The organism is Dysgonomonas sp. HDW5B, assembly GCF_011299335.1.
In the GTDB taxonomy this organism is placed as follows: Bacteria; Bacteroidota; Bacteroidia; order Bacteroidales; family Dysgonomonadaceae; genus Dysgonomonas_A.
On sequence record NZ_CP049858.1, the window covers coordinates 2,238,622 to 2,264,933 of the forward strand.

The following is a 26,312-nucleotide window of genomic DNA, read 5'->3' on the forward strand; positions in this document are numbered from 1 at the left end:
TCACATCGGTATTAATCTTTTTAATGTTGATTTGTTGTTTAAACTGTCAGATTACGAAATTAATTTATTATTCCAGATTATAAAGTATAAATTTGCGAGACTAACAGATAATTAACGAACACTGTCTTCAGGTTAAGGTCTTCGAATTTTTTATTATCCGTTTAAGTATAACAACTCTGAAGAAATAATCAAAATTACTTCTATAAAATTTAAGCAGACTCTTTATGTAAACAATAAACTAGACCGATAATTGTTATGGGAAACTTAAATAGGAGTTTTAGATAAAATGATCAGATAAAAGATACTTTAAAATGTGTTTTCCAGTTATGGGGTAATATCGTTTTTAACCTTCCCTTTGATCAGGGAAGGTTAAAAATAAATAGGATATTTTTAAAGCTTAACTATGGATATCGAAGCAGAAGGTGTCGAGTAAACTGCATCTATACTAAGAAAGGTGATCGGGCTGCCTTGCAAGGTTGTTCCGGATCGGGTTCTATAGAATGAATAGCGAAGCAAATCGCCTTGGGACAATGAGGCAATAACAGTAGGAAGAATCGCCGGAGTACTTTGCCCGGTAGTCCAATTAATAGTAAATATAGGTCTATATCCTACTACATCGAACCATGTACCTCCATTATTAGAGCTTTTTTGTAAAGATATATTTATAAAAACATTGCTACCCGTTGTAGACGTTCCAAATACATAATTAATCAAAGAACTTATCTGATATATTCCGGTTTCGGCAATCCTTATATAGCCATTTTGTATATTTATCCCCAAATTGTTTATTAAAATATCGGATGCAATGAAATCAAACGATTGACGAGATCCATCATTAAAAGCAGTTAATGTGTTAGGGTCGGAAGAACTATTCAGCATTAGCCTGTTGGTCTGAATAGCAAGAATGGGGCTGGTAGCTTGGGTTGCGACTGATCTTACAACATGACCCTCAGGATCTACAAATAAGGATTTGAGATTAGCATTGTTCGCACTTTTGGGAGATGTGTTTTTAATAATTAAATCTCCTTCAATGTGTAAGGCGGCTGTAGGACTTTCAGTATTGATTCCAACTTGGGCGTATGAAGATCCCAAGGAAAAAGAAATTAAAATAAATAAAGCTTTTTTAATCATAAATGATTTTAGAAAATTAAATAGTTTGACAAATAATAAATCAAACAACAGCATATAATATTTAGGCAGTGTTGTTGTCTAGACTGTAAATAGTCTCTGGGGTGGATAACCTATAAATTTGAGAAAAAGCAGTAGCTAGATTACATAACTAAGCCATATCCGATGTAAACATGCGAACACAAAATAATCTCCCGAAAAAAAATTACGGGTATTTATTTTAAGTAGCTATTGCCATATAAAAGTGTGTGGAATTTAATCAAGCTATTGTTGCTCTAATTCCGTGATATACAGATCGGAATACAAATCGTTAGAAATCAAACCTAAAAAATATCTCTCACAATTTCACCGAATTTATAAATAAATTAATTATAGATGGTTAGTGTCGTTTGCATAAATACATTTAGTGTGTATGCTTTTACCAAAACTGTAAAAAAGTTTTTGGATTTTTCCCCAGAGTTTTGAGGTGCAAATGTAGATTTTTTCTCGATATTTTTTTGTTAAAATATAATTTTTTTACTGTTAATTTGTCTAAAATATTATCTTTCGAACTCACAAACAGCATGTTGTAAACCAAGTTGCTAGCCATTCTTTGTTATACTGACAAAAACGGTAATACTCTAAGGTCAGTTTGAAATATTATTTTTATATTTGCACAGTTAACAATCTTGTTAAACAGAAAAGTTGATAATGGAAAAGAAAGATATAACGACTGAACAAACAATTCTCGAAGCAGCAGAGCAAGAATTTTTGGAGAAAGGATTTGCCGGAGCAAAGACTACTGCAATTGCCAAGCGTGCCGGGGTTAATCATGCAATGATTCATTATTATTTCAGGACAAAGGAAAACTTATTTACAATGGTTTTTCAGCAAAAGATACGTATTCTGGCAGAATCATTCTCACAATCATTTAATCAGGATTTATCTTTTTTCGACCAATTAAAATTAGCTATAGGTACTCATTTCGATTTTATTGCTGCCAATCCACGGTTGTTATTCTTTGTTTATGGAGAAATAATCACGAATGACAGACGAAAGAAAATGCTGGTTCAAAGCGTATTTCCTAAACTGAAAGGGATAGTGAAAAGATTGAAGGATGGAATAGATGCTGAAGTGGAAAATGGAACTATTCGTTTTATTCGCCCTACCGAACTGTTAATGAATATAATTGCACTGAATGCGATTACATTTTTAGCGATGCCTTTGTTGCAGATTATAAAAAGAAACAATAATGAAGTGGAGAAGCTTTTGAAACAAAGAAGAGAGAATAATATTCAATTTATTATAAATGGATTGAAAATCTGATTTTTTTTATAACTAAACTAACAATTTTGTTAAACAGAAGTGTTTGAAAATAGAATGTATAATATGAAGAGAATATTACTTGTTTTGTGCATTATGCTAAGTGGCTATTCGGTTGCATATTGTCAATTGACTATAGAGCTGTGCCACGAAAAAGCAAAGAAGAACTATCCTTTGATTAAGAGGTATGGTCTGATAGAGAAAACCAAAGACTATAACCTGTCTAATGCAGGTAAAGGTTATTTGCCTCAGTTCTCGATGTCGGCAAAAGCCACTTATCAATCGGATGTTCCGCATTTGCCCATATCTGTGCCGGGAGTTAATATAAGACCATTGAGTCAAGACCAGTACGGAGTTACATTGGATGTAAACCAAACGATCTGGGATGGAGGAGTTATCAGTTCTAAAAAGGAAATGGCAAAGACAACTTCTGAAGTAGCCTTAAAACAGCTCGAAGTAAATCTGTATTCGATAAATGATAGGGTCAATCAGTTGTACTTCGGTATTCTTTTGCTTGATGGAAAGATTAAACAGAACCAATTGTTTCGAGACGAACTTGAACGGAACTTTAATCTCATATCTAGTTATATTCAGAATGGAGTTGCCAATCAGTCGGATTTGGATGCCATAAAAGTAGAGCAATTGAAATCAATACAAATTCAGACACAGTTGATGTCGAACAGGAAAGCATATATAGATATGCTGGCTGCACTAATTGGTGAACCAATTGACGAGAATGTGATCATGGAGAAACCGAATACAAGTACTCCGTTGATAACGGGACAAATCGAACGTCCTGAATTGCGTTTGTTCGAGGCACAACAAACTGATCTTGAAACACAAAAGAAATTAATAAAGACCGGATATATGCCTAAGTTGGGTGTGTTTGCAACAGGCGGATATGGTAGACCCGGTTTGAATATGCTGGAGGATAAGTTTGCTGCCTATTATATAGGAGGGGTTCGTTTGTCGTGGAATTTCGGCGGATTATATACCGAAAAAAATGACCGCAGAATTATAGAAGCCAGCCAAAGTTCGCTTGCTGCCGAGAAAGAAACATTTCTGTTTAATACCAATCTGCAAGTAACACAAGAGCAGAGCGAAATTAAGAAAAACAGAGATCTATTAAAATATGATGATGAAATAATAACCCTCCGCAATAATGTAAAGAAAGCGGCAGAAGTAAAAGTGGCAAACGGAATGCTCACCGTAACAGATCTTATGCGCGAAATAAATGCAGAGGATTTGGCGAAGCAAGATAAAATTCAGCACGAGGTGGAACTTTTACTATCCATTTATAATCTGAAGTATACAACAAATAATTGAACGGTTAAGACTGAAATATATGAGAACTATAAAAACAACATTCCTTTTAGCCATAACATTTTTATGCGTAGCCTGTGGTAGCAAAAACGGAGATTATGATGCTTCGGGAATATTCGAAACTACAGAAGTGATTGTTTCAGCGGAAGCTAATGGCAAAATATTAGAATTGAATCTGGAAGAAGGTCAGATTGTAAATCCCGATGTGCCTTTAGGATATATTGACACTACGCAGCTTTACCTCAAGAAGATGCAACTGTTGGCTAGTAATCAGGCGGTGAAAAGTAAACAAACCGATGTCCCCCGACAAATTGCAGCGATACAACAACAGATCATAACTCAGAAGAAAGAACGGACACGTTTCGAAAATCTGATAAAATCGAATGCTGCCAATCAAAAGCAGTTGGACGATATCAATGCACAGATTCTTTATCTGGAAAAACAATTGGCTGCACAGACCGAAGTATTGATGAACTCCAACAGAGGAGTCTCCGAAGAAAGTTCTTCTATGCAGATACAGGTTGCCCAGTTGGAAGATCAGATAGCAAAATCGGTAATTAAGAGCCCTATAAAAGGAACTATACTGTCTAAATATGCGGAGCAAGGCGAATTGGCTGTACAGGGTAAAGCCTTATTCAAAGTGGGTGATATCGAAAATATGATTCTCCGTACTTATATTACAGCAAGCCAGTTAACGCAGTTGAAAGTGGGGCAGACGGTGAAGGTATTTTCAGATTTGGGCGAAGCAGATCGAAAAGAATACACGGGTACGGTGGAGTGGATATCTGATAAAGCCGAATTCACGCCAAAGACAATACAAACACGTGACGAACGTGCCAATCTGGTGTATGCCGTAAAAATAGCCGTTAAGAACGATGGTTATATCAAAAGGGGAATGTATGGCGAGATAAAGCTGTTAAATCCATGATTGCAATCTCAGTACAAAATATAAATAAGAAGTACGGCGATATCCAAGCCTTGAATAACATTAGCTTTGAGGTTGAGCAGGGAGAGATATACGGTATTATCGGTCCCGATGGAGCCGGTAAAACCTCCTTGTTTCGTATTCTTACCACACTTTTATTGGCTGAAAGTGGAACAGCCACGGTTGATGGCTTGGATATTGTTAAAGATTACAAGCAAATCCGTAGTAGGATAGGGTATATGCCCGGAAAATTTTCCCTCTATCAGGATTTAACGGTAGAGGAGAATCTCGAATTCTTTGCAACTGTTTTCAATACGACAATAAAAGAGAATTATGATCTGATCAAAGATATTTATAGTCAAATAGAGCCATTTAAAGATCGTCGGGCGGGAAAACTATCAGGCGGAATGAAGCAAAAGCTGGCACTCAGCTGTGCTTTAATTCATAAACCGACCGTTCTGTTTCTGGATGAGCCGACAACTGGGGTCGATCCTGTTTCGCGAAAAGAATTCTGGGAGATGCTCCGTAAATTGAAAGAGCAAAATATAACGATTCTGGTCTCCACGCCGTATATGGATGAGGCTATGTTGTGTGATCGTATTGCTTTGATTCAAGAAGGATCTTTTCTTCAGGTCGATACACCACACAATATCATAGAAAGATTTCCCGAAAAGCTTTGGGCAGTAAAAAGCAACGAGATGTTTAGACTACTCAATGATCTGAGACAGTACAATGGTATCAAAACCTGTTTTACTTTTGGTGAAGTGCATCATATAACCGTCAAAGATGAGCTTGAAATGGTCGATTTAGAAGAATATCTACAAGAGAAAGGTCATCAGGAAATAGAAATATATGCAATTAAACCCAATATCGAGGATTGTTATATGCAATTGGCACAAAATGCAAAATGATGAATGAATCTGTAATATATACTGAAAACCTGACTAAGAAATTCGGCACATTCACGGCTGTCGATAATATATCGTTCAGCGTTGATAAGGGTGAGATTTTCGGTTTTTTGGGTGCTAACGGTGCCGGGAAAACCACAGCTATGCGTATGTTGTGCGGATTGAGTCATCCAACATCGGGCAAAGGCTTTGTAGCGGGATATAATATTGAGAAAGAATCTGAGAAAGTGAAGAGAAATATCGGTTACATGAGTCAGAAGTTCTCTTTATACGAAGACCTAAAGGTCTGGGAAAATATCCGCCTGTTTGGAGGAATCTATGGGATGAAAGAAAAGCTTATAGCCTCAAAAACAGATGAAATATTAGATGAGTTGGGCTTTCTGACGGAGCGTAATACGCTCGTTCGAGAATTGCCTCTGGGCTGGAAACAGAAACTGGCTTTCTCTGTATCTATATTTCATGAACCTAAAGTCGTATTCTTAGATGAGCCTACAGGAGGCGTTGACCCTGTAACCCGCAGGCAGTTCTGGGAGCTTATTTATGCGGCGACCGACAGAGGCATTACAGCCTTTGTTACTACTCATTATATGGACGAGGCCGAATATTGTAACCGCGTATCAATTATGGTGGATGGTAAAATTGAAGCTTTGGATACCCCTAAAAATTTAAAACTCCAATTCGGAGCAGATAGTATGGATGAGGTATTTCAGCAATTAGCCAGAAAAGCAACACGATCGGATAACTAAACGAGCCTAAATATGAACGAATTTCAAATAGTAGTTTGTTTATTGCCCATTGTATTTATGATACATGACTTTGAGGAAATAATTTTCTTCAAACCATGGGTTAATAAGAATAGTCGCTATTTGAAAAAGCGTTTTCCATTCTTAGCAAAACGTTTATTGCCACGTATGGAAGCATTGTCTGTTGCTGCATTTTCCGTCGCTGTTTTTGAGGAATTTGTATTGTTGAGCATAATTACTTTTGCAGCTTTTTATTTTGACTATTATAGTATCTGGCTGGCAGTATTCATGGCATTTTTTATTCATCTGTTTATCCATATTATTCAATGGATGGTACTGAAAAGATATATACCTGCCATAGTCACTGCCATACTTGCTATACCATATTGTATATGGGGATTTATAATCGTATTGAGGAGTCATTTATTTACTGTATCCGAAATTATTTTGCTGTCATTGGCAGGAGTCATTTTTATGGTGTTAAATCTCCTCTTCGCTCATTTTCTTGCAGAGAAGTTCGATAAAAAAATATCAATTGAATGAAACAATTTCTATCATTTGTAAAAAAAGAGTTTTATCATATATTTCGTGATACACGAACTATGATGATTATATTGGGTATTCCCATTATACAGATGCTCCTGTTTGGTTTTGCCATAACAACCGAGGTGCGTAATGTACAGGTGGCAGTATTTGATCCCTCGAAAGATATTTCAACTGAGCGTATAATCAATCGGTTGGATGCCAGCAAGTATTTTCATGTAGTAAAGATGCTGAATAATCCGGATGAAATTAATTCGATTTTTAAAAAAGATCATAATATAAATCTGGTTATTGTATTCGATGAAAATTTCAATCAAAACCTCCTGCATACAGGTGAGGCATCCGTTCAGTTGATTGCAGATGCTACAGATCCCAATCAGGCTACAACTCTTACAGGATATGCTACTAACATAATAAACTCTTATCAACAAGAGCTTTTAGAAGGGACTAAAATCCCGATTCAAATAAAGCCTGAGGTGAGGATGCTTTATAATCCACAGATTAAAAGTGCATACAATTTTGTACCCGGAGTAATGGGGCTGATCTTTATGTTGATCTGTGCTATGATGACTTCTATCTCTATTGTCCGGGAAAAGGAGACCGGTACTATGGAAATATTATTGGCTTCGCCTGTGAAACCTATCTATATCATTGTGGCGAAAGCAATACCCTATTTTGTAATCTCCATGGTAAATCTCACCACAATACTTTTGCTATCTGTTTATATTTTGAAAGTGCCGGTAACGGGAAATTTTTATTCGCTGATCGGCATTTCTTTACTCTTTATAATGGTGGCATTATCGTTGGGTATACTCATTTCGACTATTGCTCAGACGCAAGTTGCTGCTATGCTGGTATCGGGTATGGGGATGATACTTCCTGTTATGATCTTGTCGGGAATGATATTTCCTATCGAAAGTATGCCTGTCATTCTGCAATGGGTATCGGATATCATTCCCGCAAAATGGTATATCTCAGCGGTAAGAAAATTAATGATACAGGGACTGGGCATCACTGCTGTATATAAAGAACTGTCCGTTCTGTTGGGGATGTTCGTTTTTTTAATACTGGTAAGTCTCAAAAATTTCAAGACAAGGCTTGATTAAGGTCACAGCCCTTTCTTGTTGCTTCGATAGCCGATAACTTAAGTTGATTTAATCATGATAAAATTTCTATTAGAAAAAGAATTTAAGCAGATTCTCCGGAATTCATTTCTTCCCAGAATGATTATTGCTATGCCTCTAATGATGATGCTTGTATTTCCGTGGGCTGCTAATCAGGAAATAAAAAACTTGCGTTTAAGTGTTGTGGATAATGATCATAGTGTTTATTCTGAACGTCTGATACAGAAAGTAACAGCTTCGGGATATTTTAATCTGACAAATGTATCGGCGTCCAATGAAGAAGCTCTACAAAGTTTAGAGTCCGATAAGGCTGATATAATTTTAGAGCTTCCGCCCAATTTCGAGAAACATTTGATTAAAGAAGGAGTAACTAATGTTATGATTTCTGCTAATGCGGTAAATGGAATGAAAGGTGGCTTAGGTACAGCTTATCTGTCTGCTATATTACAGGATTATGCGACCGAAATAAGAGATGAGTGGAAGCAGTCTCCCCTGATGGCGACTTTGCCTGTAATAAATATTGTGCCTCAAAATCGTTTTAATCCTCATCTGGATTATAAAGTATTTATGGTTCCTGCAATAATGGTTACGCTTTTGACTATGCTATGCGGTTTTTTACCGGCATTGAATATTGTAGGCGAAAAAGAAACAGGCACTATCGAACAGATGAATGTTACACCTGTTAATAAACTTACCTTTATTTTGGCTAAACTTATTCCTTACTGGACTGTTGGGCTTTTGGCTCTGACTCTTTGTATAACTCTGGCGGCTACGGTATATGGCTTGGTGCCTGCGGGGCGTTTGGTTACACTTTACTTTTTTGCCAGTTTATATATTCTGGTGGTTTCAGGGTTGGGGCTGGTTATTTCCAACTATTCTAATACAATGCAGCAGGCTATGTTTGTCATGTTTTTCTTTATTATGATTTTTATTCTGATGAGTGGTCTTTTTACTCCGATTTCGAGCATGCCTCAATGGGCAGAAACTATTACTACATTTAATCCTTTGAAGTACTTTATACAGGTCATGAGAATGGTTTATTTAAAAGGGAGCGGTATTGCAGACCTTACTATGCAGATGGTTGCTTTGGGTTGCTTCGCTGTCTTTTTTAACGGTTGGGCAGTGATTAGTTATAGAAAGAATAATTAGATTAACGCTCAAATAAAAAAGCGACTAATTAATTAGTCGCTTTTTTATTTGAGTAGCATTAGCTATCTGATACAGCATAATTTAATTGTAACTCTAAGTTGTAATTATACTTGCCACAGCTTAATATAAATTACTGTAATTGCTTATCAATTTTTTCTACTAAAGCCGATTTTGGAGCTGCTCCAACTTGTTTGTCAACTATTTCTCCGTTCTTGAAAAATAGAATGGTAGGAATGTTGCGGATTCCAAATTTAGATGTAATCTCGTCATTGTTATCAACATCTACTTTTCCTACTATTACTTTGTCTGCATAGTCAACAGCCAATTCTTCTACGATTGGACCTACCATGCGACATGGGCCACACCATTCTGCCCAAAAATCAACCACGACTAATTTGTCTGATTTTAAAACTTCTTCAAAAGTTGCATCTGTAATTTCAAGTGCCATACTACTAATGTTTATTATGTTTCGTTTAATTTTATAACAAATATAACCAAAGTCTCTGAGATACGGAAAATCAATTTACCTTGAATACGATGTTTTCGTTTTCTTCCAGATAGTCAATTAATTCCTTGCGTATATTAATTTTAAGACCCCGGGCAAAGAGTTCAACTTTCATATTCCGTTCACCATCGACAATCTCAAAATATAACAATGAATTACCCACATTGTTTTTAGTCAGAGTTGAAAGCTCTTCTACCATTTGAGCATTCATTTCGTGGATAGGCAATGTTATGGTTATCTTCTCAATAACCTGATCTTTCACATCAGGAAGTAGCTGAATCGATACGATTTTAAGTTCGAGCTGATTTTCATTAAATCTTCGTCCCTGAACACGTGCTTTTACATATACATAAAGTCCGAGACGCCCGTATTTGCTAAAGTTGATGTAATCATCTCCAAACAAAGGGATTTCTCCACTTCCGGTAAAATCTTCGATTTTGATGATCATATAAGGTTTACCATTCTTGGTAATGCCTTCTCTGGCAGCACATACCAACCCTCCAAATGTTACTTCTTTGTTTCTTAGAGCTTCCTTGTCCTCAATGTCAGCCATCCCAACATTGCAGCCATATTTAAGTGCTATGGCGTATTCGTCAAGAGGGTGGGCTGATAAGTAAATACCAATCAATTCACGCTCTTTATTTAAACGTTCCAGATCTGACCATTTTTCTGCTTTTGGAATTTCAGGATGAGTAGGCAAAACAATATCATCTCCACCGAAAAGTGAATTAGTCGCTTGTGCCTTATCGATCTGATACATATTTCCGTAACGAACCAGCTGGTCTATAAAAGTTTCACCTTTAGCGTTTGTTTCAAAGAACTGTTCGCGGGTAATTTCCGGGAAATTATCGAAAGCTCCGGCAAGAGCGAGTGACTCTATATTCTTCTTGTTACAAGAGGATAGATTTACACGTTCTACTAGATCAAATATAGTTTTATAAGGACCATTGAGAGTTCGTTCCTTGATAATATCATTCACCGCTCCACTGCCCACTCCTTTTATGGCAGCCATTCCGAAGCGTATATCACCTGCTTTATTTACCGAAAACTTAAGATATGATTCGTTTATGTCCGGACCAAGTACATTCATTCCCATGTACTTGCATTCATCCATAAACTTGGTGATTTCCGTGATATTCGACAAGTTTCGAGATAGAACAGCTGCCATATATTCGGATGGATAGTTGGCCTTGAGCCATGCTGTTTGATAAGCTATCCACGAATAACAGGTTGCATGCGATTTGTTGAAAGCGTATGATGCAAACTTTTCCCAGTCAGCCCATATCTTGTTCAACGTTTTTTCGGCATGTCCGTTCTTCTTTCCTCCTGCTAAGAATTTCTCCTTTAGGGCATTCATCTTGTCGATGAGCTTTTTACCCATCGCCTTACGTAACTCATCGGACTGACCACGAGTAAAGTCGGCCAATAGACGAGACAAAAGCATGACCTGTTCCTGATACACCGTAATACCATACGTATCGTCAAGATACCGTTCCATAATCGGTATATCGTAGGCTATTTCTTCACGTCCATGTTTACGTGCAACGAACGAAGGAATGTAATCCATCGGTCCGGGACGATACAGGGCATTCATGGCAATTAAGTCTTCGAACTTACTTGGCTGAAGTTCTTTGAGGTATTTTTGCATACCGGCAGACTCAAACTGGAATGTACCCGTTGTCTTTCCCTGACTATATAATTCGTATGTCTTAGCATCTTCAAGCGAAATAGTACTGATGTCTACATCTTCTCCTGTAGTCTGCTTTATATTTTCGAGAGCTTCTTTTATAATCGAAAGGGTTTTTAAACCCAAAAAGTCCATCTTGATAAGTCCCGTTTCTTCGATAATCGATCCCTCATACTGGGTCACCAACATCGTTTCTCCTGTTTCTTTATCTTCGGCAGTACTTACGGGAACTGTATCCGAAATAGCAGTTTGCCCAATAATAACCCCACAGGCATGCACTCCGGTGTTACGTACGTTACCTTCGAGCATTTGTGCGTATTTCATCGTGTCGCGCATAATGAGATCCGTACTGTTTGAAGCCTGCTTTAATTCGGGTACATATTCGATGGCATCTTTAAGGGTTACCTTCTTTTTATCGGGTATTCTATCCGGAACTAGTTTCGCTAAGTAGTTAGATTGTACTAGTGGTAGCTTTTGAACACGGGCAACGTCTTTGATTGCCGATTTGGTTGCCATAGTCCCATATGTGATAATGTGAGCAACCCTTTCTTGTCCGTATTTTTCTGTTACCCAGCGAAGCACCTCTCCACGTCCATCATCATCAAAGTCGATATCGATATCGGGCATTGATATACGGTCGGGATTAAGGAAACGCTCAAACAGTAGGTCATACTTAATAGGGTCGATATCGGTAATTCCAAGGCAATAGGCTACAGCAGAACCTGCTGCCGATCCACGTCCCGGACCTACTGCAACACCCATTCTGCGAGCGGCTGCAATAAAGTCTTGTACAATGAGAAAATATCCGGGGAATCCCATGGTCTTCATAACGTCTAATTCAAATTCCAGACGCTCACGGGTTTCATCATTCATATTCTCTCCGTAGCGTTTTACTGCACCTATCATTGTCAGGTGTTTCAGGTAATCGGCTTCGAGTTTTATTCGGATTACTTTGTCGTATCCTCCTAAGCGATGATATTCTTTGTCTCCGAATTCAGTGATAAGATCTGTTTCTGTGAACTTTTCTCTGTAATCTGCTTCCGTCCCGAAAGAAGGGTCAATATCAAAGAATGGCATCAAAGCATCCGAATCTATCGAGTAATATTCAACTTTCTCGGCTATTTCGAGCGTGTTGGATAGTACATGAGGGATATCCTTGAACAGTTCGTTCATCTCGGCAGTTGTTTTTAACCACTCCTGCTTGGTATATCTCATCCGTTTCGGGTCATCCAGATCTTTTCCTGTACTGAGACAGATCAGACGATCGTGGGCATCCGAATCTTCTTCGCCGATAAAATGCACATCATTGGTTGCAATAACTTTGACGTTATGCTTCACGCTTAATTTTAACAGCTCTTGATTGACACGTTCCTGAAGCGGATATACCTCAAGATTAGCATCAGGACGACTGGTTTTATGCCGTTGAAGCTCAAGGTAAAAATCGTCTCCGAAAAGATTCTTGAACCATTGTATGGCTTCGTCTACTTCTTCGGGGGTTCCGCGTGTTATTTTTTTAGGAATTTCACCTCCCAGACAAGCTGATGATACGATGAGTCCTTCGTGGTATTTTTCGAGTAGTTCTTTATCGATACGGGGGCGCATATAAAAGCCTTCTGTCCAGCTTTGCGAAACCATCTTGATCAGATTTTTATAGCCTTGCAGGTTTTTAGCCAGTACTATTAAGTGCCAGCCGCTCATATCGGGTTTTCCTTCTTTTAACTTGCGGTTTCGATGGGCTACATAACATTCGCATCCTAAAATGGGTTTGAATAAATGGGATTCTTCTTCCTGAAGCTTTTTGTTCAACTCCTCCAAAAGAGGACTTCCTTCTTTAGCTTCGGCTATTGCCGCTTTAATTTTTTTTATTTCGGCAAATACAGGTGCGTTTTTTTTCTTTACGTAGTTGTAAAACTCTTTGATCCCGAACATCGATCCGTGATCGGTCAAGGCTAAAGCCTTCATACCATCTCCTTTGGCTTTGTCAACGAGTCGTTGAATACTTGCCTGCCCGTCGAGCAGTGAGTATTGAGAATGTACATGCAGATGTATAAAGGGTTCCATATATATTTAAGAATTAAAGGTTGCAAACCTTTTTAGTGCTTTGTTGGGTGAATACATTAAAATAACTCTGATCCAATCACCGAATATTGATAAATATATTGGTGTTTGATTTTATAAAGGTACCCTTTTTATCGAAAAAAAGATACCTATATTTTATTGATTTTATCAATGCTTTTTTAACTCGAAAAGAATCAATACTATATCTCAATTATTTAACTAAGAGTTGCTTTTGCGAGTGTTTCTTAACTTTTGAAGAAGATTGGCTACGTTAATTTTATCTTGTTTTATGTTCTTTACCAAAGTTTCGAGATCCTTAAACTTTTCGTCAGGACGCATAAATTTGACGAATTCAACGGATAATGTTTTGCCATATAGATTCTGATCGAAGTCGAGTATATTTACCTCCAGACTTATGTTATCTCCATTATGAAGCGTGGGTCTTTTGCCTATATAAAGCATCCCTTCGTATTGATCGTCATCGATAAGCACATATACGGCATATACACCAAAGGCGGGAACGACTTTGAAATCTTCCCAGATTTTAATATTGGCAGTGGGAAAACCGATTGTTCTACCTACCTGAAATCCTTCAACAATCTGTCCTGATATTGTATAGGTATATCCGAGCAGTTGGTTTGCTTTGGCAATATCCCCTTCGCCCAATAGACGTCGTATACGTGATGAGCTGACGTGTGTGCCGCCTTCTAGTTCTTTGGCTTGTATTACATCAATACCTACCTCTTTACCGTACTTTTGATACTCCTCGAAACCATCTTCGCGGTTATGTCCAAAGCGATGATCGTAACCGATAAGCAGTGTTTGTACATTGAGCTTTTCTTTGAGTATTTGTTGAATGAATTCGCGAGCGCTCAAAGTTGACATTTCCCGGGTGAAATCGAGTGTTATGCAATAATCTACATCTGTTGTAGCAAGGCGTTTTACTTTTTCCTGATATCCACAAAGTAAAGCGGGCTGGTAATCGCTGCATAAAACTTTTCGCGGATGTACCGGAAATGTTATAACGGCCGAAGGCAGATTCTGCTTTTTAGCTTCTGCCTTAAGCTGTTCTATGAGGTACTGATGACCGGTGTGTACACCGTCGAAGAAACCTATAGTAGCTACCAGAGGTTGATGTTGGGTGTTGTTATGTTCGGAATCTATTAAGTTCATTGAACTGTTGAAGGTCTCAGACCTTTTTTATTGCTTTGGCCTAAGGATACCCCCGGATTCATCCAATTTGGATGGGTTGAGTAAATCCTACAAGCCGAAAGTATATTGTTAAATACGTTTTTTGTATAACCTGATTGGAAGGTCTTTTGTGATCTTTACTCAAAAACTTTTCTCAGGTCTTCTTCTTGATCGACCAGGTATGTTTTAAAGCCGAATTTTTCAGCAGCATCCAGATTCGATTGTCCGTCATCTAAAAATAAAGTTTCTTCGGGGTTGATCTTTGCTTCTTCTATAACTATTTCGAATGTTTCTTTTGCAGGCTTTGTGTGTCCCATTTTGAAAGACCAGAACATCTGATCGAAGAATGCTGAAATGGGTTCTCCCGAAGGTGAGAAATCTTTAGTATCAGCCCATCCCATAATAACGGGGTTGGTGTTGCTAAGCAAATATACATTGTACTTTTTGCGAAGTTCTTTCAGTAGATCGAATTTATATTCGGGTATTCCTGTAAGAAATGCTAACCATCCTGAATCTATGTCTTTATCGGGAATATTCTTTCCTGCCAGTTTTCTTAATTCATCGTAAAATTCTTCTTTACTGATTGTTCCTTCTTCTAGCTGAAGGAAAATTCCTTCCTGACGAAATTCGCCCAGAAAGTCTTCGATATTATCAACTCCTATTTCTTTGAAACGCTTTACAGCATTATCTTTATTGATACTAACAATTACACCTCCAAAGTCGAAGAGTAAATTCTTTATTCCGGTTAAATCAGCCATATTCAACTTTTTATATTTGAGACTATTGATGCCTGTAAGATATTGTATAATTTTTACAGACAATAAATAAGCGTGTTACCTTTTCTTTTTATTATGCGAAGTTAATCATTTTATAAATTATTACTGATGAATTTATTTATAACTATTCAAAATATCGAAGCTTGCAGAATTTTCAAAGGTTTTATTAAGCATACATAATAGGTTATCAATAATTGAAATTTTTTATGGACTGTAGTGGGGGAGTGTATTGCATATGCATTGTGTTAATAATTGTATTCGTCGGGAATACATCCGCAATTGGAAATGTTTGAATAAATTCTTCAATTTCATTATACTCTTTTAATTACGCGCAATTACAGATTGCTTGTATTCCTTTTGCGGCTTTGGGCAAAAGGAATCAAAAAGGCTTTGTGCTGCGTGGCTCGCCTGTCTGACTAAAGCTTACAGGCTAAACTAAACCTACTGCCTTACGGCACGTTTAGTTTTACGCCCGTTTCGCTTGTCAGACAACGGCTAAGCCTATGATGCACTGGGGCTGACGCACGCAAACAACTTTTGTCCGTCAGGTTCCATGACCTTGCCGATTGCACGCGGTACCCACAGGATGAAAAAAGCGTTAAGAAACAAAAGGATATTATCGTTAAATGTTTTTCTTTTGTTTTAGCTTTCGAGTCCTAAGCGGGTCGGGCAAAAGGCACAGTCTAGATCTTTTGTTTCGTTTTGTATCAAGACAAAATGAAAAACAAACCCGATAGGGTGCGTTAGGGAAATTGAACGTATATCCAACTACTAATTGGCATGATTAATAATTTCTATCTGCTTGCTTAAAAGTAGTAATAGAAAACATTTAATGATACATTTGAAAAGCATAGTTGCTTTTATCTATCCATATAGAGCTTATCTAAAAAATAGATACTAAATAAGAAGCTGTATAAAAAGTGTCACTTTTGTCATTTTTGTAATGTTTTTGGGTCTTATATTCTGATAATTAGATGTTTGTGAAAATGACAAAAATGTACATATACTTGTTTGGATTTGTAGCCTTTGTAACTTTTTTGTATGGCTTATGTAACCTTATTTTTTCAGTCTTTAGTTGTATTAAATAATTGATATTTCGTTAATTTGTATATCATTTAAGTTCGCAGAACTATTTATTGCTTTAGCAAGCAAAACAGCGATAGGTTGTTGTAATTTTAAAATGTGTCATTACATATTTTCTTTTACTTAAATTAGAATCATTTGACTATGTTGAATTTCCGTCTTCGGGTTTTTTATTCAGTGGCTACATTCTCAAGCTTTACAAAAGCTGCTGAAGAGATGTTTATCACTCAGCCTGCTGTAACCAAAAATATAAAGGAGCTTGAGTCTGAATTGGGGATTCGCCTTTTTAACCGGATATCGAATAAAATAACTCTTACTGAGGCAGGAAAGCTTCTTTTGCATTATACGGAACATGTTCTGACTTTGGATAAGAAATTTATGTTTGATTTAGGTGTGTTGAAGCAAAAATTTTCGGGAGATCTTAAATTGGGAGCCAGTACCACTATCGGGCAATATGTTTTACCGCCGATACTTGCAAAATTTAAGATGGAACAACCTGAGATGGAATTGTCGTTACTGAATGACAATACACAGCGGATAGAAACTGCTTTAATTGAAAAAATTCTGGATCTTGGCATTGTAGAGGGCAATTCTAAAAATAGTCAGTTGAAATACATTCCTTTCATTAAAGACGAAATTGTGGCTATTGCTCACTCCTCACAACCCTTATTCGAGAAAGACGAGATTACATTGAATGAGTTTAAAGAAATTCCTTTGGTATTGAGAGAATTAGGGTCGGGCAGTTTAGAGGTAATAACCGAAAAACTAAGGCAGAAGGATGTGAAATTGAAGGATTTGAATGTTGTAATGCACTTGGGCAGTACAGAGAGTATTAAAACATTTCTGGCAAATTCAAATAGTATCGGACTTATCTCGATTAATGCTGTCAGCAAAGAAATTGCTAATGGCGAGTTTAAAATTATAGATATAGCTGATTTCGAGATTGTGCGTAACTTTTATTTTATTCATTTGCATGGAGTCCCTTCAGGTTTTACAGAGATGTTTATCCAGTATGCCCTCAGTTATTATAACCAGAAGTTATAGCCGATGAAATATTTGAATATACAACCAAGCTTTTTTTAAGAGACCTTTGTCTGCATAAATAAAACATCAAGAAAATGAAAGTTAATTCGAAATTGTTGAAAAAAGGTATCTTTATAATACTGGTTATATTGTGTTTGTTTCCGTTTGTGGAACCTCCGGTTGCTCTTCTAGCCGGTTTTATTTTGTCTTTTACGATAGGACATCCGTATCTTCATCTCAATAACAAGGCGACTAAAATTTTATTGCAGGCTTCCGTTGTAGGGTTGGGTTTTGGAATGAATATTTATGATGCAATGGCTGTAGGAAAAGAAGGACTGATATTTACCGTTTCGTCTATTGTTCTTACTCTGGCTTTTGGTATGTTGCTCGGAAAGCTATTTCATATAAATAAAAAAACGAGTGTCTTGGTATCGTCCGGTACTGCTATTTGCGGAGGAAGTGCAATCGCTGCAATGGTACCTATTATAGATGCCAATGAGGAAGAAACTTCGGTTTCATTAGGGGTTATATTCGTCTTAAATTCAGTTGCACTGTTTTTATTCCCTGTGATTGGCCATCTGTTGAGTATGACACAAGAGCAGTTCGGTCTTTGGTCTGCCATTGCCATACACGACACGAGTTCTGTTGTGGGGGCTGCCCATAAATATGGGGAAGAAGCACTGAAGATAGCCACAACTGTAAAATTGGAAAGGGCTTTGTGGATAATTCCACTCTCTTTTGTAACAGCTCTTTTGTATAGAAAGGGTAAGGTGTCTATTCCTTATTTTATTTTTCTATATGTGGTTGCAATGATTATTAATACTTTTATTCCGGCTGTTCAAACAGTATCGCCGGCTATTGTTATGATCGCTAAGAGGGGGTTGACTCTAACTTTATTCCTTATTGGTGCCGGATTGAGTAAAGAGGCTTTAAAGAAGATTGGTGTAAAACCTTTATTGCAAGGTATAATACTCTGGGCTTTTATCTCTATACTGTCTCTTCTTGTGATTTTAAATATGTAGATATATAAAAAACAAGCAGCTATAATTGGTATTATAGCTGCTTAGTTCTTTTATATTGTATCTCAATTATTTTGAGTTACTTCTCTTTTTAATATATCTGCTTGAATAACAGTGTTTTTTAAATATTCATATTCCAGTTGGAAGCATTCACTGAATATGTTATCCTCAAGCAAGCTTTGCTCTATTTGCTTGGGAGTCCAGAATTTACCATCCAATAAACTGATACTTTTAAGCTGATCTTCATTTTCTATTCTGGATACGAATAAGAATATCAGACGCTTTACATCTTCGTTTTCGAATACGTATTTTAAAAGAAAGTTGAAAGGAAGCTCTTGCATATTTAATGCTTTTGATATGCTATTTCTTACCGATATATTTATCTCGTGATTAAAAAGCATTAGCTTCTCGAAAGGGTGATCATACATAGAGGGATTTATGCTGTTACTGCCCCCCGGTCTCTTTTGTATATAGATTTCGCCATTATGTATCAACGCAATACGTACCATTGGATGCATAAAGCGTTTCTTCATTTTAGAGGATACCGATTTTGCAATTCGACCTGTTACTTCGCCCGATTCGTTAACGATGGGTAGCCATTCCTCTTTTCTTAATTGCTTAACAATGTTTCGGGTCTTGATTTCCTCATAAACAATAATGGAAGCGAGTATTGTCACAGGTATTATTGTGTAGAATACATTATTAATTAAAGAGTTTGGATCCAAATCACGTTGAACTAATTGATAGATCAATAATATAAATATATGAAATGTCAATCCATATTGGGTAAGCTTTGCAACCTCAAAAAACTCTCCAAGGAATGTCTTTTGAATGATACTTTGCTTTTTTCCTAAGTACATATTTATATATGCTTTTCCTAATCTTACGGTAAAGAGAAGACTGACGAATATAACTTCGAAAAATACAAGATACATTAATTCTGGTATGGTGGTCTTGTGTAAAATATACCAGAGAATAAGTGTTGTGAAAAGTGCGAGGAAATTCAGTATGAACATAAGTCCACACGCATTAGACTTGGTGTAAAATCTAAGAATAATGTCTGCAGTGCCCGCAAACAGGACAGAGATTATTAATGAATAACCAATATTACTAGTTGCTGTGAATAATGCTATATATAGTATACTAGCTAGCAATCCTAGTGAAGGGTTTACTAAGTATTTTTTTGCTCCTTTTGAAATCATAAATTACATATATACAGATGGTTTACTCCTTGATGGTGTTAGCATGTTACAATTGTCATTTTCTAAATATACAACTTATTATTGCCTTATTTCTCAGGGTTTTATATTAAAACAAATATCAATAAGTTTTGTTTATTGAGTAAATTTAAATATAGATTCTAATACACTAAGAAGCTGTGATAGATTAGTCTTTTGTACGCATCGACTGTAAATATATATTATAAAATGTAATTTTCGATGTTTATCTAAAGCAAAAAACGCAGGAGTTTTTTACTCCTGCGTTCCGGCCTTATTTAAACTTCAAAAAATCAATCACTTTTGTATATAAATAATTTCTATTATGACTTCCCGGGATAGAGTGATTTTGATCAGGGAAGACAAAAAGCTCGAATTGTTTATTTGCTTTTATCAATGCTGATGTGTATTCTATTGTATTTTGGAAATGAACATTGTCATCGGCTGTTCCGTGAATTAAGAGAAGCCGTCCGGATAGAGATGAGGCTAAAGTGCTGGGCGAGCTGTTTTGATATCCAGAGGCATTTTGCTGCGGAGTTCGCATATATCGTTCGGTATATACCGAATCGTAGAAACGCCAATCGGTAACAGGTGCGATAGCAACTCCCGATTTGAATACGCCGTTTCCTCTACTTAAGCTCATGAGAACATTATAGCCGCCGTAGCTCCAGCCCCAGATTGAAATATTAGCAGCATCGATGTAGGGTAATGTTCCGAAATACCGTGCAGCTGCAATCTGGTCATCGGATTCTTTGATCCCTAAATTCATATAAGTGCATTTGCGGAATTCCTGACCACGGGCACCTGTGCCTCGTCCGTCTACAGCTACCACTATATAATCTTGAGTAGTCAGATAGTCAACCCAATCGATATTAAAACGGTCTAATACTTCTTGTGAATCGGGTCCGCTGTATTGAACCATCAATAAGGGATATTTTTTGCTCGAGTTGAAATTCGCCGGTTTAAGCATCCATGCATTAAGAGAAGTGCCGTCTGCTCCTTTTACGGTAATGAACTCTTTTTTAGGCAGACCTAAAGAGGGTAGTTTATTTTTCAGCTCTTTGTTGTCTTCAAGAACTCTCAACTCTTTTCCCGAAGCATCATTCATGGTTATCAAAGAAGGATTTTCGGTGTTAGACCAATTATTGATGAAGTATTTACCATTCGAACTAAAGCCGGCTGTATTATATCCTGCTTTTGTTGATAATTTGGTTTTAGTGCTTTTAAGGATGTCTACTTTATATATAGCTCTTTGAAGTGGACTCTCTTCTGCAGCTTGGTAGTAAACGGTTTTGCTTACAGGGTCGCAAGCCAAAATTTCCATAACATCATAATTACCCGATGTCAGCTGTTTTTGTTGAACTCCGGTTAATGAGTATATATAAATATGACTATAACCATCTTTTTCGCTGATATATGTAAATTGATCCCCTAAGAAATGAATCGAATTAAAGAAATCATAATTGATGTATCTGTCGTTTTGTTCTCTCAGAATTAGTTTGGCTATAGTTGTTCTGGGATCGGCAAAATACATATTAAAATCGTTCTGATCACGATTAAGAGTCATTATAGCTAACTGAGATGTTGGAGTAAACTCAATTTTGGGTATATACTCAAAACTAGTATTAGCCGGGAAATTTATAGGTCTGATTGTCTTTGATTCAATATCAAAAATATTGCAAGTCACTTTTGAGTTAGCTTCGCCTGCTTTCGGATATTTAAAGGAGATAAAATCTGGATACAATTGTTGCTTGAAGTTTTGAAACGAAAATTCAGGAACCTTAGTCTCATCAAATCTTACATAGGATAACAGTTTATTATCAGGCGAAAAATCCATTAATGCTGTTGTACCAAATTCTTCTTCATATACCCAATCGGTAGCACCATTTATGATTTTACCTATTTTTCCGTCTTTCGTAATCTGTGACTCTGTTCCATAGTCAAATTTAGATAGCCATATATTGTTGTCACAAACATAAGCGAGCATACGTCCGTCACGAGAAAATACAGGAGCCATTTGTTTTGATTTATTGTCGCTTAATTTTCGTATCAAATTGCGGCGTATATCGAAGTAATAATAATCGGCTTTAAACGATCGGCGATATATTTGTTCACTGTTGGTATAAACAACGAGTCGGTTTTCGTCAGGACTCATAATGAACCCTTCAAAAGAAGGAATGTTGCAATCGCGTGCCGTTTGTATATCAAATACTGTTTCTACAGGCTGTCCTGTTTTATAAGAGTATTTTATAATTTTAGTTTTTGATTGATCTGCTTGGAAATAGAATTCACCGTCTGCCGAAGATACAGCCGAAGCTATTCCTTTAGCTCTGTATTTACCGTCGGTAATATCTTTTAGATTTAGTGTTTGGGCAAAAAAAGAGGTTGAAACCAGTATTGCAAGAAGCACAAAACAAACTTTTTTCATAGGTTATATTATTTTATACAATACAAATATACATTCTTTCGATGTAGAATCTTAACTTCGTTTCCTAAAAAAAATACCGTATGATAAATGAAGTGCCCTATTCTGATGTATTGGAAATCCGTCATAAAGTAATGTATCCCGAAAAAGAAATAGATTATGTTATATTGCCTGAAGATGACAAAGGCTTGCATATCGGATATTATAAAGAAGGGCTATTGGTTAGTGTGTTGTCTTTATTCTTGAATAATAGAGAATTACAGTTTCGTAAATTTGCGACATTAGCCGAGTTTCAAGGACAAGGTTATGGGTCGGAATTATTGAAATGGGTACTTGACTATGCGAATGACATGAAGTTTGAAAGGGTTTGGTGTAATTCGAGAATCGAAAAGACCGATTTTTATAAAAAGTTTGAATTTGTTGAAACCGATCAAATTTTCGAAAAAGACGGTCGTCAGTTTGTTATTTTGGAGAGAAAATTCGAGCAATAACCCCCAAGACCTTAAAAAAAAATAATGAACACCTTTATTTTCTTCTATTTAACTATATTTGCAACTTTGTTCTTATAGACACAGAAGTTGTAATCACGAATTTTTATAATAAACATTTAATTTTCAACATGAAAAAGTATAACCTAGTCAATAACATTTTTGGGTGGCTGAGCTTTATTATTGCAGCAATTACCTATTTGTTGACAATCGAACCTACTGCAAGTTTTTGGGATTGTGGTGAGTTTATTACTTCTGCATATAAATTTGAAGTGGGACACCCTCCCGGTGCTCCTTTTTTCATGTTGACAGGAAAGTTTTTCACACTCTTTGCATCTGATGTCACTCAGGTAGCAAAAATGGTTAACACCATGTCTGCCTTATTGAGTGCATTAACTATACTATTCCTTTTCTGGACAATAACGCATCTCGCAAAAAAACTGATATATACAGATACCGATAAGGAAATGTCTTTAGGACAAATGATTGCAATTATTGGTTCAGGTCTTGTAGGAGCGTTAGTATATACATTCTCCGATACATTTTGGTTCTCAGCTGTTGAGGGTGAAGTTTATGCTTTCTCGTCTATGTTTACCGCTTTGGTATTCTGGTTAATTCTGAAATGGGAAAATAGAGCCGATAAACCGGGCTCTGATAAGTGGTTGGTTTTGATAGCTTATACTATGGGGTTGTCTATTGGAGTTCACTTGTTGAACTTGCTTTGTATCCCAGCTATTGTATTGGTTTATTATTTCAAAAAGACACAAACTCCTAACTTTAAGGGAATATTATTGGCATTACTTGGTTCAATGGGATTAATCGTGGTTTTAATGTACGGTGTTATTCCAGGATTCACTAAAGTGGGTGGTGCTGTTGAACTATTCTTTGTAAATACGTTAGGCTTTTCATATAACAGTGGGGTATTTGCCTATTTAATTATTTTACTTTTATCTCTTGCCTGGGGACTTTATGAAACTCTATCATCAAAAGGCAATCTGCAAAGAGCTAAAATAGCTTTTATCTTAACAATGGCATTATCGGGTATAACATTTATCGGATCGAATGTTTTACTTTGGATTGTTCTCTTAGGAGGTTTAATCTTCTTCTGCTTCAAAGGACAGAAGGTTACCTTCAGATTGGTTAACACAAGCCTTTTGTGTTTGTTGGTAATATTAATTGGATATTCTTCGTTCGCTATAATACCTATTCGTTCTACAGCGAATACACCGATGGATCAAAACTCCCCCGAAGATGTATTCTCATTGACCGATTATCTAAATCGTGAACAGTATGGAGATTCTCCTTTAGTTTATGGGCGTACTTATGCCTCAGAGGTAAAAAGAGATGCAAGTGGTAAGGCTATTGAAGCTTCAAAGAAAGCTAGATATGACAGAATTGTAAAGAAATCGCCGGATGAGAAAGATCGTTATTTTATAGCTAGTGAGGCACCTTCATATGAATATACAAATACGATGCTATTCCCTCGTATGTATTCTGACGATCCGCGCCATATTCAAGGATATAAGAATTGGGGTGGTATTACAGATGCAAAGGTTCCTCCTACATTCTTTGAGAATCTGCAATACTTATTTAAATATCAAATAAATTTCATGTACTGGAGATACTTTATGTGGAATTTCTCCGGTCGTCAAAATGATATCCAATCATTAGGCGAAATAAATAATGGTAACTGGATGACAGGTATCAGTTTTATTGATGAGCATGTACTGGGCTTAGGGCCACAAGATAATTTACCTCCTGATATTGCCGATAATAAAGGACATAATGTGTTTTATATGCTACCTCTTATTTTAGGTTTATGTGGTATCTTTTTCCAATTGACCAGAGGTAAAAAAGGGGAGCAAGAACTGTGGATTACCTTCATGTTGTTTTTTATGACAGGTTTGGCTATTGTGCTCTATCTGAATCAAAAACCTTACGAGCCACGTGAAAGAGATTATGCATATGCCGGATCGTTCTATGCTTTTAGTATTTGGGTCGGGCTGGGTGTTGCTGCTCTTTGGACTTTGCTTAAGCGATATGTTCCTGAGACTGTAGCTGCGGCTGTGGTAACAGTGCTTGCTCTGTTGGTTCCTGTGCAAATGGTCTCTCAAACTTGGGATGATCATGATCGCTCAAACCGATACACAATGCGTGATTTTGGAATGAACTATCTGCGAAGTGTTGAAAAAGATGGTATCCTGTTTACGAATGGCGATAATGATACATTCCCTCTTTGGTATGCTCAGGAAGTTGAAGGCTTCCGTACCGATGTACGTGTATCTAACTTAAGTTATCTGCAAACCGACTGGTATGTCGATCAAATGCGTCGTCAGGCTTATGACTCAAAACCACTTCCTATAGAATGGGACAAGTCTCGCTATATCGGAGACAAGGGTATGTATGCCTATGTGATTACAAAAGATCAAATAGAAAGTGTTCTGAAACAGCAACTCGAAAAGCAAGGAGGTGCCTCGTGGATGGATAAAATGCAGAATGATCAAAATTTCAATTTTGGAAATTATTACGATAAAAATGCATTTACCGACACTGTTTCCTTAGATAATATAATGGAAATATTGAAGACACAGGATAGTTATATTCCAAAGAATCCGTTTATCGAAGGTGGGGGTAAAGAATTTATAATTCCCGGAAATCTTTTATATATGCCTGTTGATACTGCTGCTGTTGACTGGAAAGCCTTGGATGCAACACCATCTCCTCATATGCTGATCAACTTAGGAAATAAAAATGTTTTATATCGTCAGGAATTAATGATTCTGGAGATGTTGAACAATATCAATAAAGATGGATGGAAACGACCTATATATTTTGCAACTACCGTTGGTAGCGATATGTATTTGAATCTGAAAGATAAGAACTTTATGCTCGAAGGTTTGGCATATAGAATTACACCGGGGAAAATAAATCCTACAGGAGTTAATACTGAAGTTGCTTATGATAATATGGTTAATAAGTTTAAATGGGGAGGTATTGATAATCCGAAAGTATATTTAGATGAGAATAACTTAAGGATGTGTAAGACATTCCGAATCATGTTTAATGAACTTATTGCAGCCCTAATTAATGAAGGTAAAGATGATAAAGCTCTTGCTGCATTAGACTACTGCTTGAAGGTTATTCCTGCAAATACTGTTCCAATGGGTGGTGAGTCGGTTTCTTTTGCCGATGCTTATTTTGCAATAGACCAACCCGAAAAAGCAGAAGCTGTAATTAAAATAATACTAGATAGATCGGAGCAGTCATTAAATTGGTTCCATCGTTTGAAACCCGACCAAATGGCAGGTTCAACAAGTGATATAAGAAGCAATTTTGATAATCTGTTGCGTATTGCTATGGTTTATCAACAACATGGGGATATGGCTAAATACAAAGCCTTAATTGAGAAATTACAAGGTTATGCACAGTTATATTTCACAAATAGAGTACCTGCTCTAGGAAATTATGCGTTAAAAAATATTACTGATACATCAGTTAGAGGATATTATGTTGCTGAGAAAGGTTCTGAAAATCAGAAAATTGAAGAGGAATTAGCTCAGCAATCAATGCAGTTGATGCAACAATTTAGTCCCGCACTATTAAAAGAATATACAAGTCAAAGCAGCAATTAAGATAATATTGCGTCTATAGTGATGAAAGGCATGATTTTGCTTTTCATCATTGTAGATAATATT

Annotated in this window: 19 protein-coding genes; 12 read left to right on the top strand and 7 right to left on the bottom strand. The window is 36.7% G+C overall.

Going from position 1 to position 26,312, the window contains the following annotated elements:
* Positions 1 to 390: 390 nt before the first annotated feature.
* Entirely contained in the window at positions 391 to 1,131 is a 741-nt protein-coding gene (locus tag G7051_RS09110) for a hypothetical protein (RefSeq protein ID WP_166199763.1), read from the bottom strand.
* 687 nt (positions 1,132 to 1,818) lie between these two features.
* Between G7051_RS09110 and G7051_RS09115 the strand changes: the two genes are divergently transcribed.
* From G7051_RS09115 to G7051_RS09150, 8 genes are all read left to right on the top strand, one after another.
* On the top strand, positions 1,819 to 2,433 hold the full coding sequence (locus G7051_RS09115; protein ID WP_166114064.1) for a TetR/AcrR family transcriptional regulator: 615 nt from the start codon (positions 1,819 to 1,821) through the stop codon (positions 2,431 to 2,433).
* A gap of 63 nt (positions 2,434 to 2,496) precedes the next feature.
* The gene (locus G7051_RS09120) at positions 2,497 to 3,756 is read left to right on the top strand and encodes a TolC family protein (RefSeq protein ID WP_166199764.1); all 1,260 of its coding nucleotides are present in this window, start codon (positions 2,497 to 2,499) and stop codon (positions 3,754 to 3,756) included.
* Between the two features lie 19 nt (positions 3,757 to 3,775).
* The gene (locus G7051_RS09125; RefSeq protein ID WP_166199766.1) at positions 3,776 to 4,681 is read left to right on the top strand and encodes an HlyD family secretion protein; all 906 of its coding nucleotides are present in this window, start codon (positions 3,776 to 3,778) and stop codon (positions 4,679 to 4,681) included.
* Positions 4,678 to 5,589, top strand: a complete 912-nt coding sequence (locus G7051_RS09130; RefSeq protein ID WP_166199768.1) for an ABC transporter ATP-binding protein — start codon at positions 4,678 to 4,680, stop codon at positions 5,587 to 5,589. The genes G7051_RS09125 and G7051_RS09130 overlap by 4 nt, the downstream gene beginning before the upstream one ends.
* Positions 5,589 to 6,332 carry an ABC transporter ATP-binding protein gene (locus G7051_RS09135; RefSeq protein WP_166199770.1) on the top strand — a complete coding sequence of 248 codons (744 nt, stop codon included), beginning with the start codon at positions 5,589 to 5,591 and terminating at the stop codon, positions 6,330 to 6,332. Before G7051_RS09130 ends, G7051_RS09135 begins: the two co-directional genes overlap by 1 nt.
* A gap of 12 nt (positions 6,333 to 6,344) precedes the next feature.
* Positions 6,345 to 6,872 (top strand): HXXEE domain-containing protein, encoded by a 528-nt coding sequence (locus G7051_RS09140; protein WP_166199772.1) that lies wholly within the window; start codon positions 6,345 to 6,347, stop codon positions 6,870 to 6,872.
* Entirely contained in the window at positions 6,869 to 7,978 is a 1,110-nt protein-coding gene (locus G7051_RS09145) for an ABC transporter permease (RefSeq protein WP_166199774.1), read from the top strand. Before G7051_RS09140 ends, G7051_RS09145 begins: the two co-directional genes overlap by 4 nt.
* A 54-nt stretch (positions 7,979 to 8,032) precedes the next feature.
* The gene (locus G7051_RS09150; RefSeq protein WP_166199776.1) at positions 8,033 to 9,145 is read left to right on the top strand and encodes an ABC transporter permease; all 1,113 of its coding nucleotides are present in this window, start codon (positions 8,033 to 8,035) and stop codon (positions 9,143 to 9,145) included.
* A 130-nt stretch (positions 9,146 to 9,275) separates the two neighbouring features.
* On the opposite strand, the gene trxA is transcribed toward G7051_RS09150, so the two are convergent.
* The 4 genes from trxA to G7051_RS09170 form a co-directional block, all read right to left on the bottom strand.
* Positions 9,276 to 9,593, bottom strand: coding sequence for a thioredoxin (gene trxA, locus G7051_RS09155; RefSeq protein WP_166114088.1), 318 nt, complete (start codon positions 9,591 to 9,593; stop codon positions 9,276 to 9,278).
* Between the two features lie 70 nt (positions 9,594 to 9,663).
* Positions 9,664 to 13,398 carry a DNA polymerase III subunit alpha gene (dnaE, locus tag G7051_RS09160; protein ID WP_166114091.1) on the bottom strand — a complete coding sequence of 1,245 codons (3,735 nt, stop codon included), beginning with the start codon at positions 13,396 to 13,398 and terminating at the stop codon, positions 9,664 to 9,666.
* A 216-nt stretch (positions 13,399 to 13,614) separates the two neighbouring features.
* Positions 13,615 to 14,568, bottom strand: coding sequence for a bifunctional riboflavin kinase/FAD synthetase (locus tag G7051_RS09165; protein ID WP_166199778.1), 954 nt, complete (start codon positions 14,566 to 14,568; stop codon positions 13,615 to 13,617).
* Positions 14,569 to 14,723: 155 nt separating this feature from the next.
* Positions 14,724 to 15,344, bottom strand: coding sequence for an HAD family phosphatase (locus G7051_RS09170; RefSeq protein ID WP_166199780.1), 621 nt, complete (start codon positions 15,342 to 15,344; stop codon positions 14,724 to 14,726).
* Positions 15,345 to 16,589: 1,245 nt separating this feature from the next.
* On the opposite strand from G7051_RS09170, the gene G7051_RS09175 reads away from it, so the two are divergent.
* Together G7051_RS09175 and G7051_RS09180 are read left to right on the top strand one after the other, a co-directional pair.
* Positions 16,590 to 17,489 (top strand): LysR family transcriptional regulator, encoded by a 900-nt coding sequence (locus G7051_RS09175; RefSeq protein WP_166199782.1) that lies wholly within the window; start codon positions 16,590 to 16,592, stop codon positions 17,487 to 17,489.
* A gap of 74 nt (positions 17,490 to 17,563) precedes the next feature.
* Positions 17,564 to 18,490 carry a YeiH family protein gene (locus tag G7051_RS09180; RefSeq protein ID WP_166199784.1) on the top strand — a complete coding sequence of 309 codons (927 nt, stop codon included), beginning with the start codon at positions 17,564 to 17,566 and terminating at the stop codon, positions 18,488 to 18,490.
* Positions 18,491 to 18,552: 62 nt separating this feature from the next.
* On the opposite strand, the gene G7051_RS09185 is transcribed toward G7051_RS09180, so the two are convergent.
* Together G7051_RS09185 and G7051_RS09190 are read right to left on the bottom strand one after the other, a co-directional pair.
* Positions 18,553 to 19,347 (bottom strand): hypothetical protein, encoded by a 795-nt coding sequence (locus G7051_RS09185; RefSeq protein ID WP_166199786.1) that lies wholly within the window; start codon positions 19,345 to 19,347, stop codon positions 18,553 to 18,555.
* Between the two features lie 631 nt (positions 19,348 to 19,978).
* Positions 19,979 to 22,132: a S9 family peptidase gene (locus tag G7051_RS09190; protein ID WP_166199788.1), complete on the bottom strand. Its 2,154-nt coding sequence runs from the start codon at positions 22,130 to 22,132 to the stop codon at positions 19,979 to 19,981.
* An 80-nt stretch (positions 22,133 to 22,212) separates the two neighbouring features.
* Between G7051_RS09190 and G7051_RS09195 the strand changes: the two genes are divergently transcribed.
* Together G7051_RS09195 and G7051_RS09200 are read left to right on the top strand one after the other, a co-directional pair.
* On the top strand, positions 22,213 to 22,620 hold the full coding sequence (locus G7051_RS09195; RefSeq protein WP_166199790.1) for a GNAT family N-acetyltransferase: 408 nt from the start codon (positions 22,213 to 22,215) through the stop codon (positions 22,618 to 22,620).
* A gap of 128 nt (positions 22,621 to 22,748) precedes the next feature.
* The gene (locus tag G7051_RS09200) at positions 22,749 to 26,249 is read left to right on the top strand and encodes a DUF2723 domain-containing protein (RefSeq protein ID WP_166199792.1); all 3,501 of its coding nucleotides are present in this window, start codon (positions 22,749 to 22,751) and stop codon (positions 26,247 to 26,249) included.
* The last annotated feature ends 63 nt before the right edge of the window (positions 26,250 to 26,312 follow it).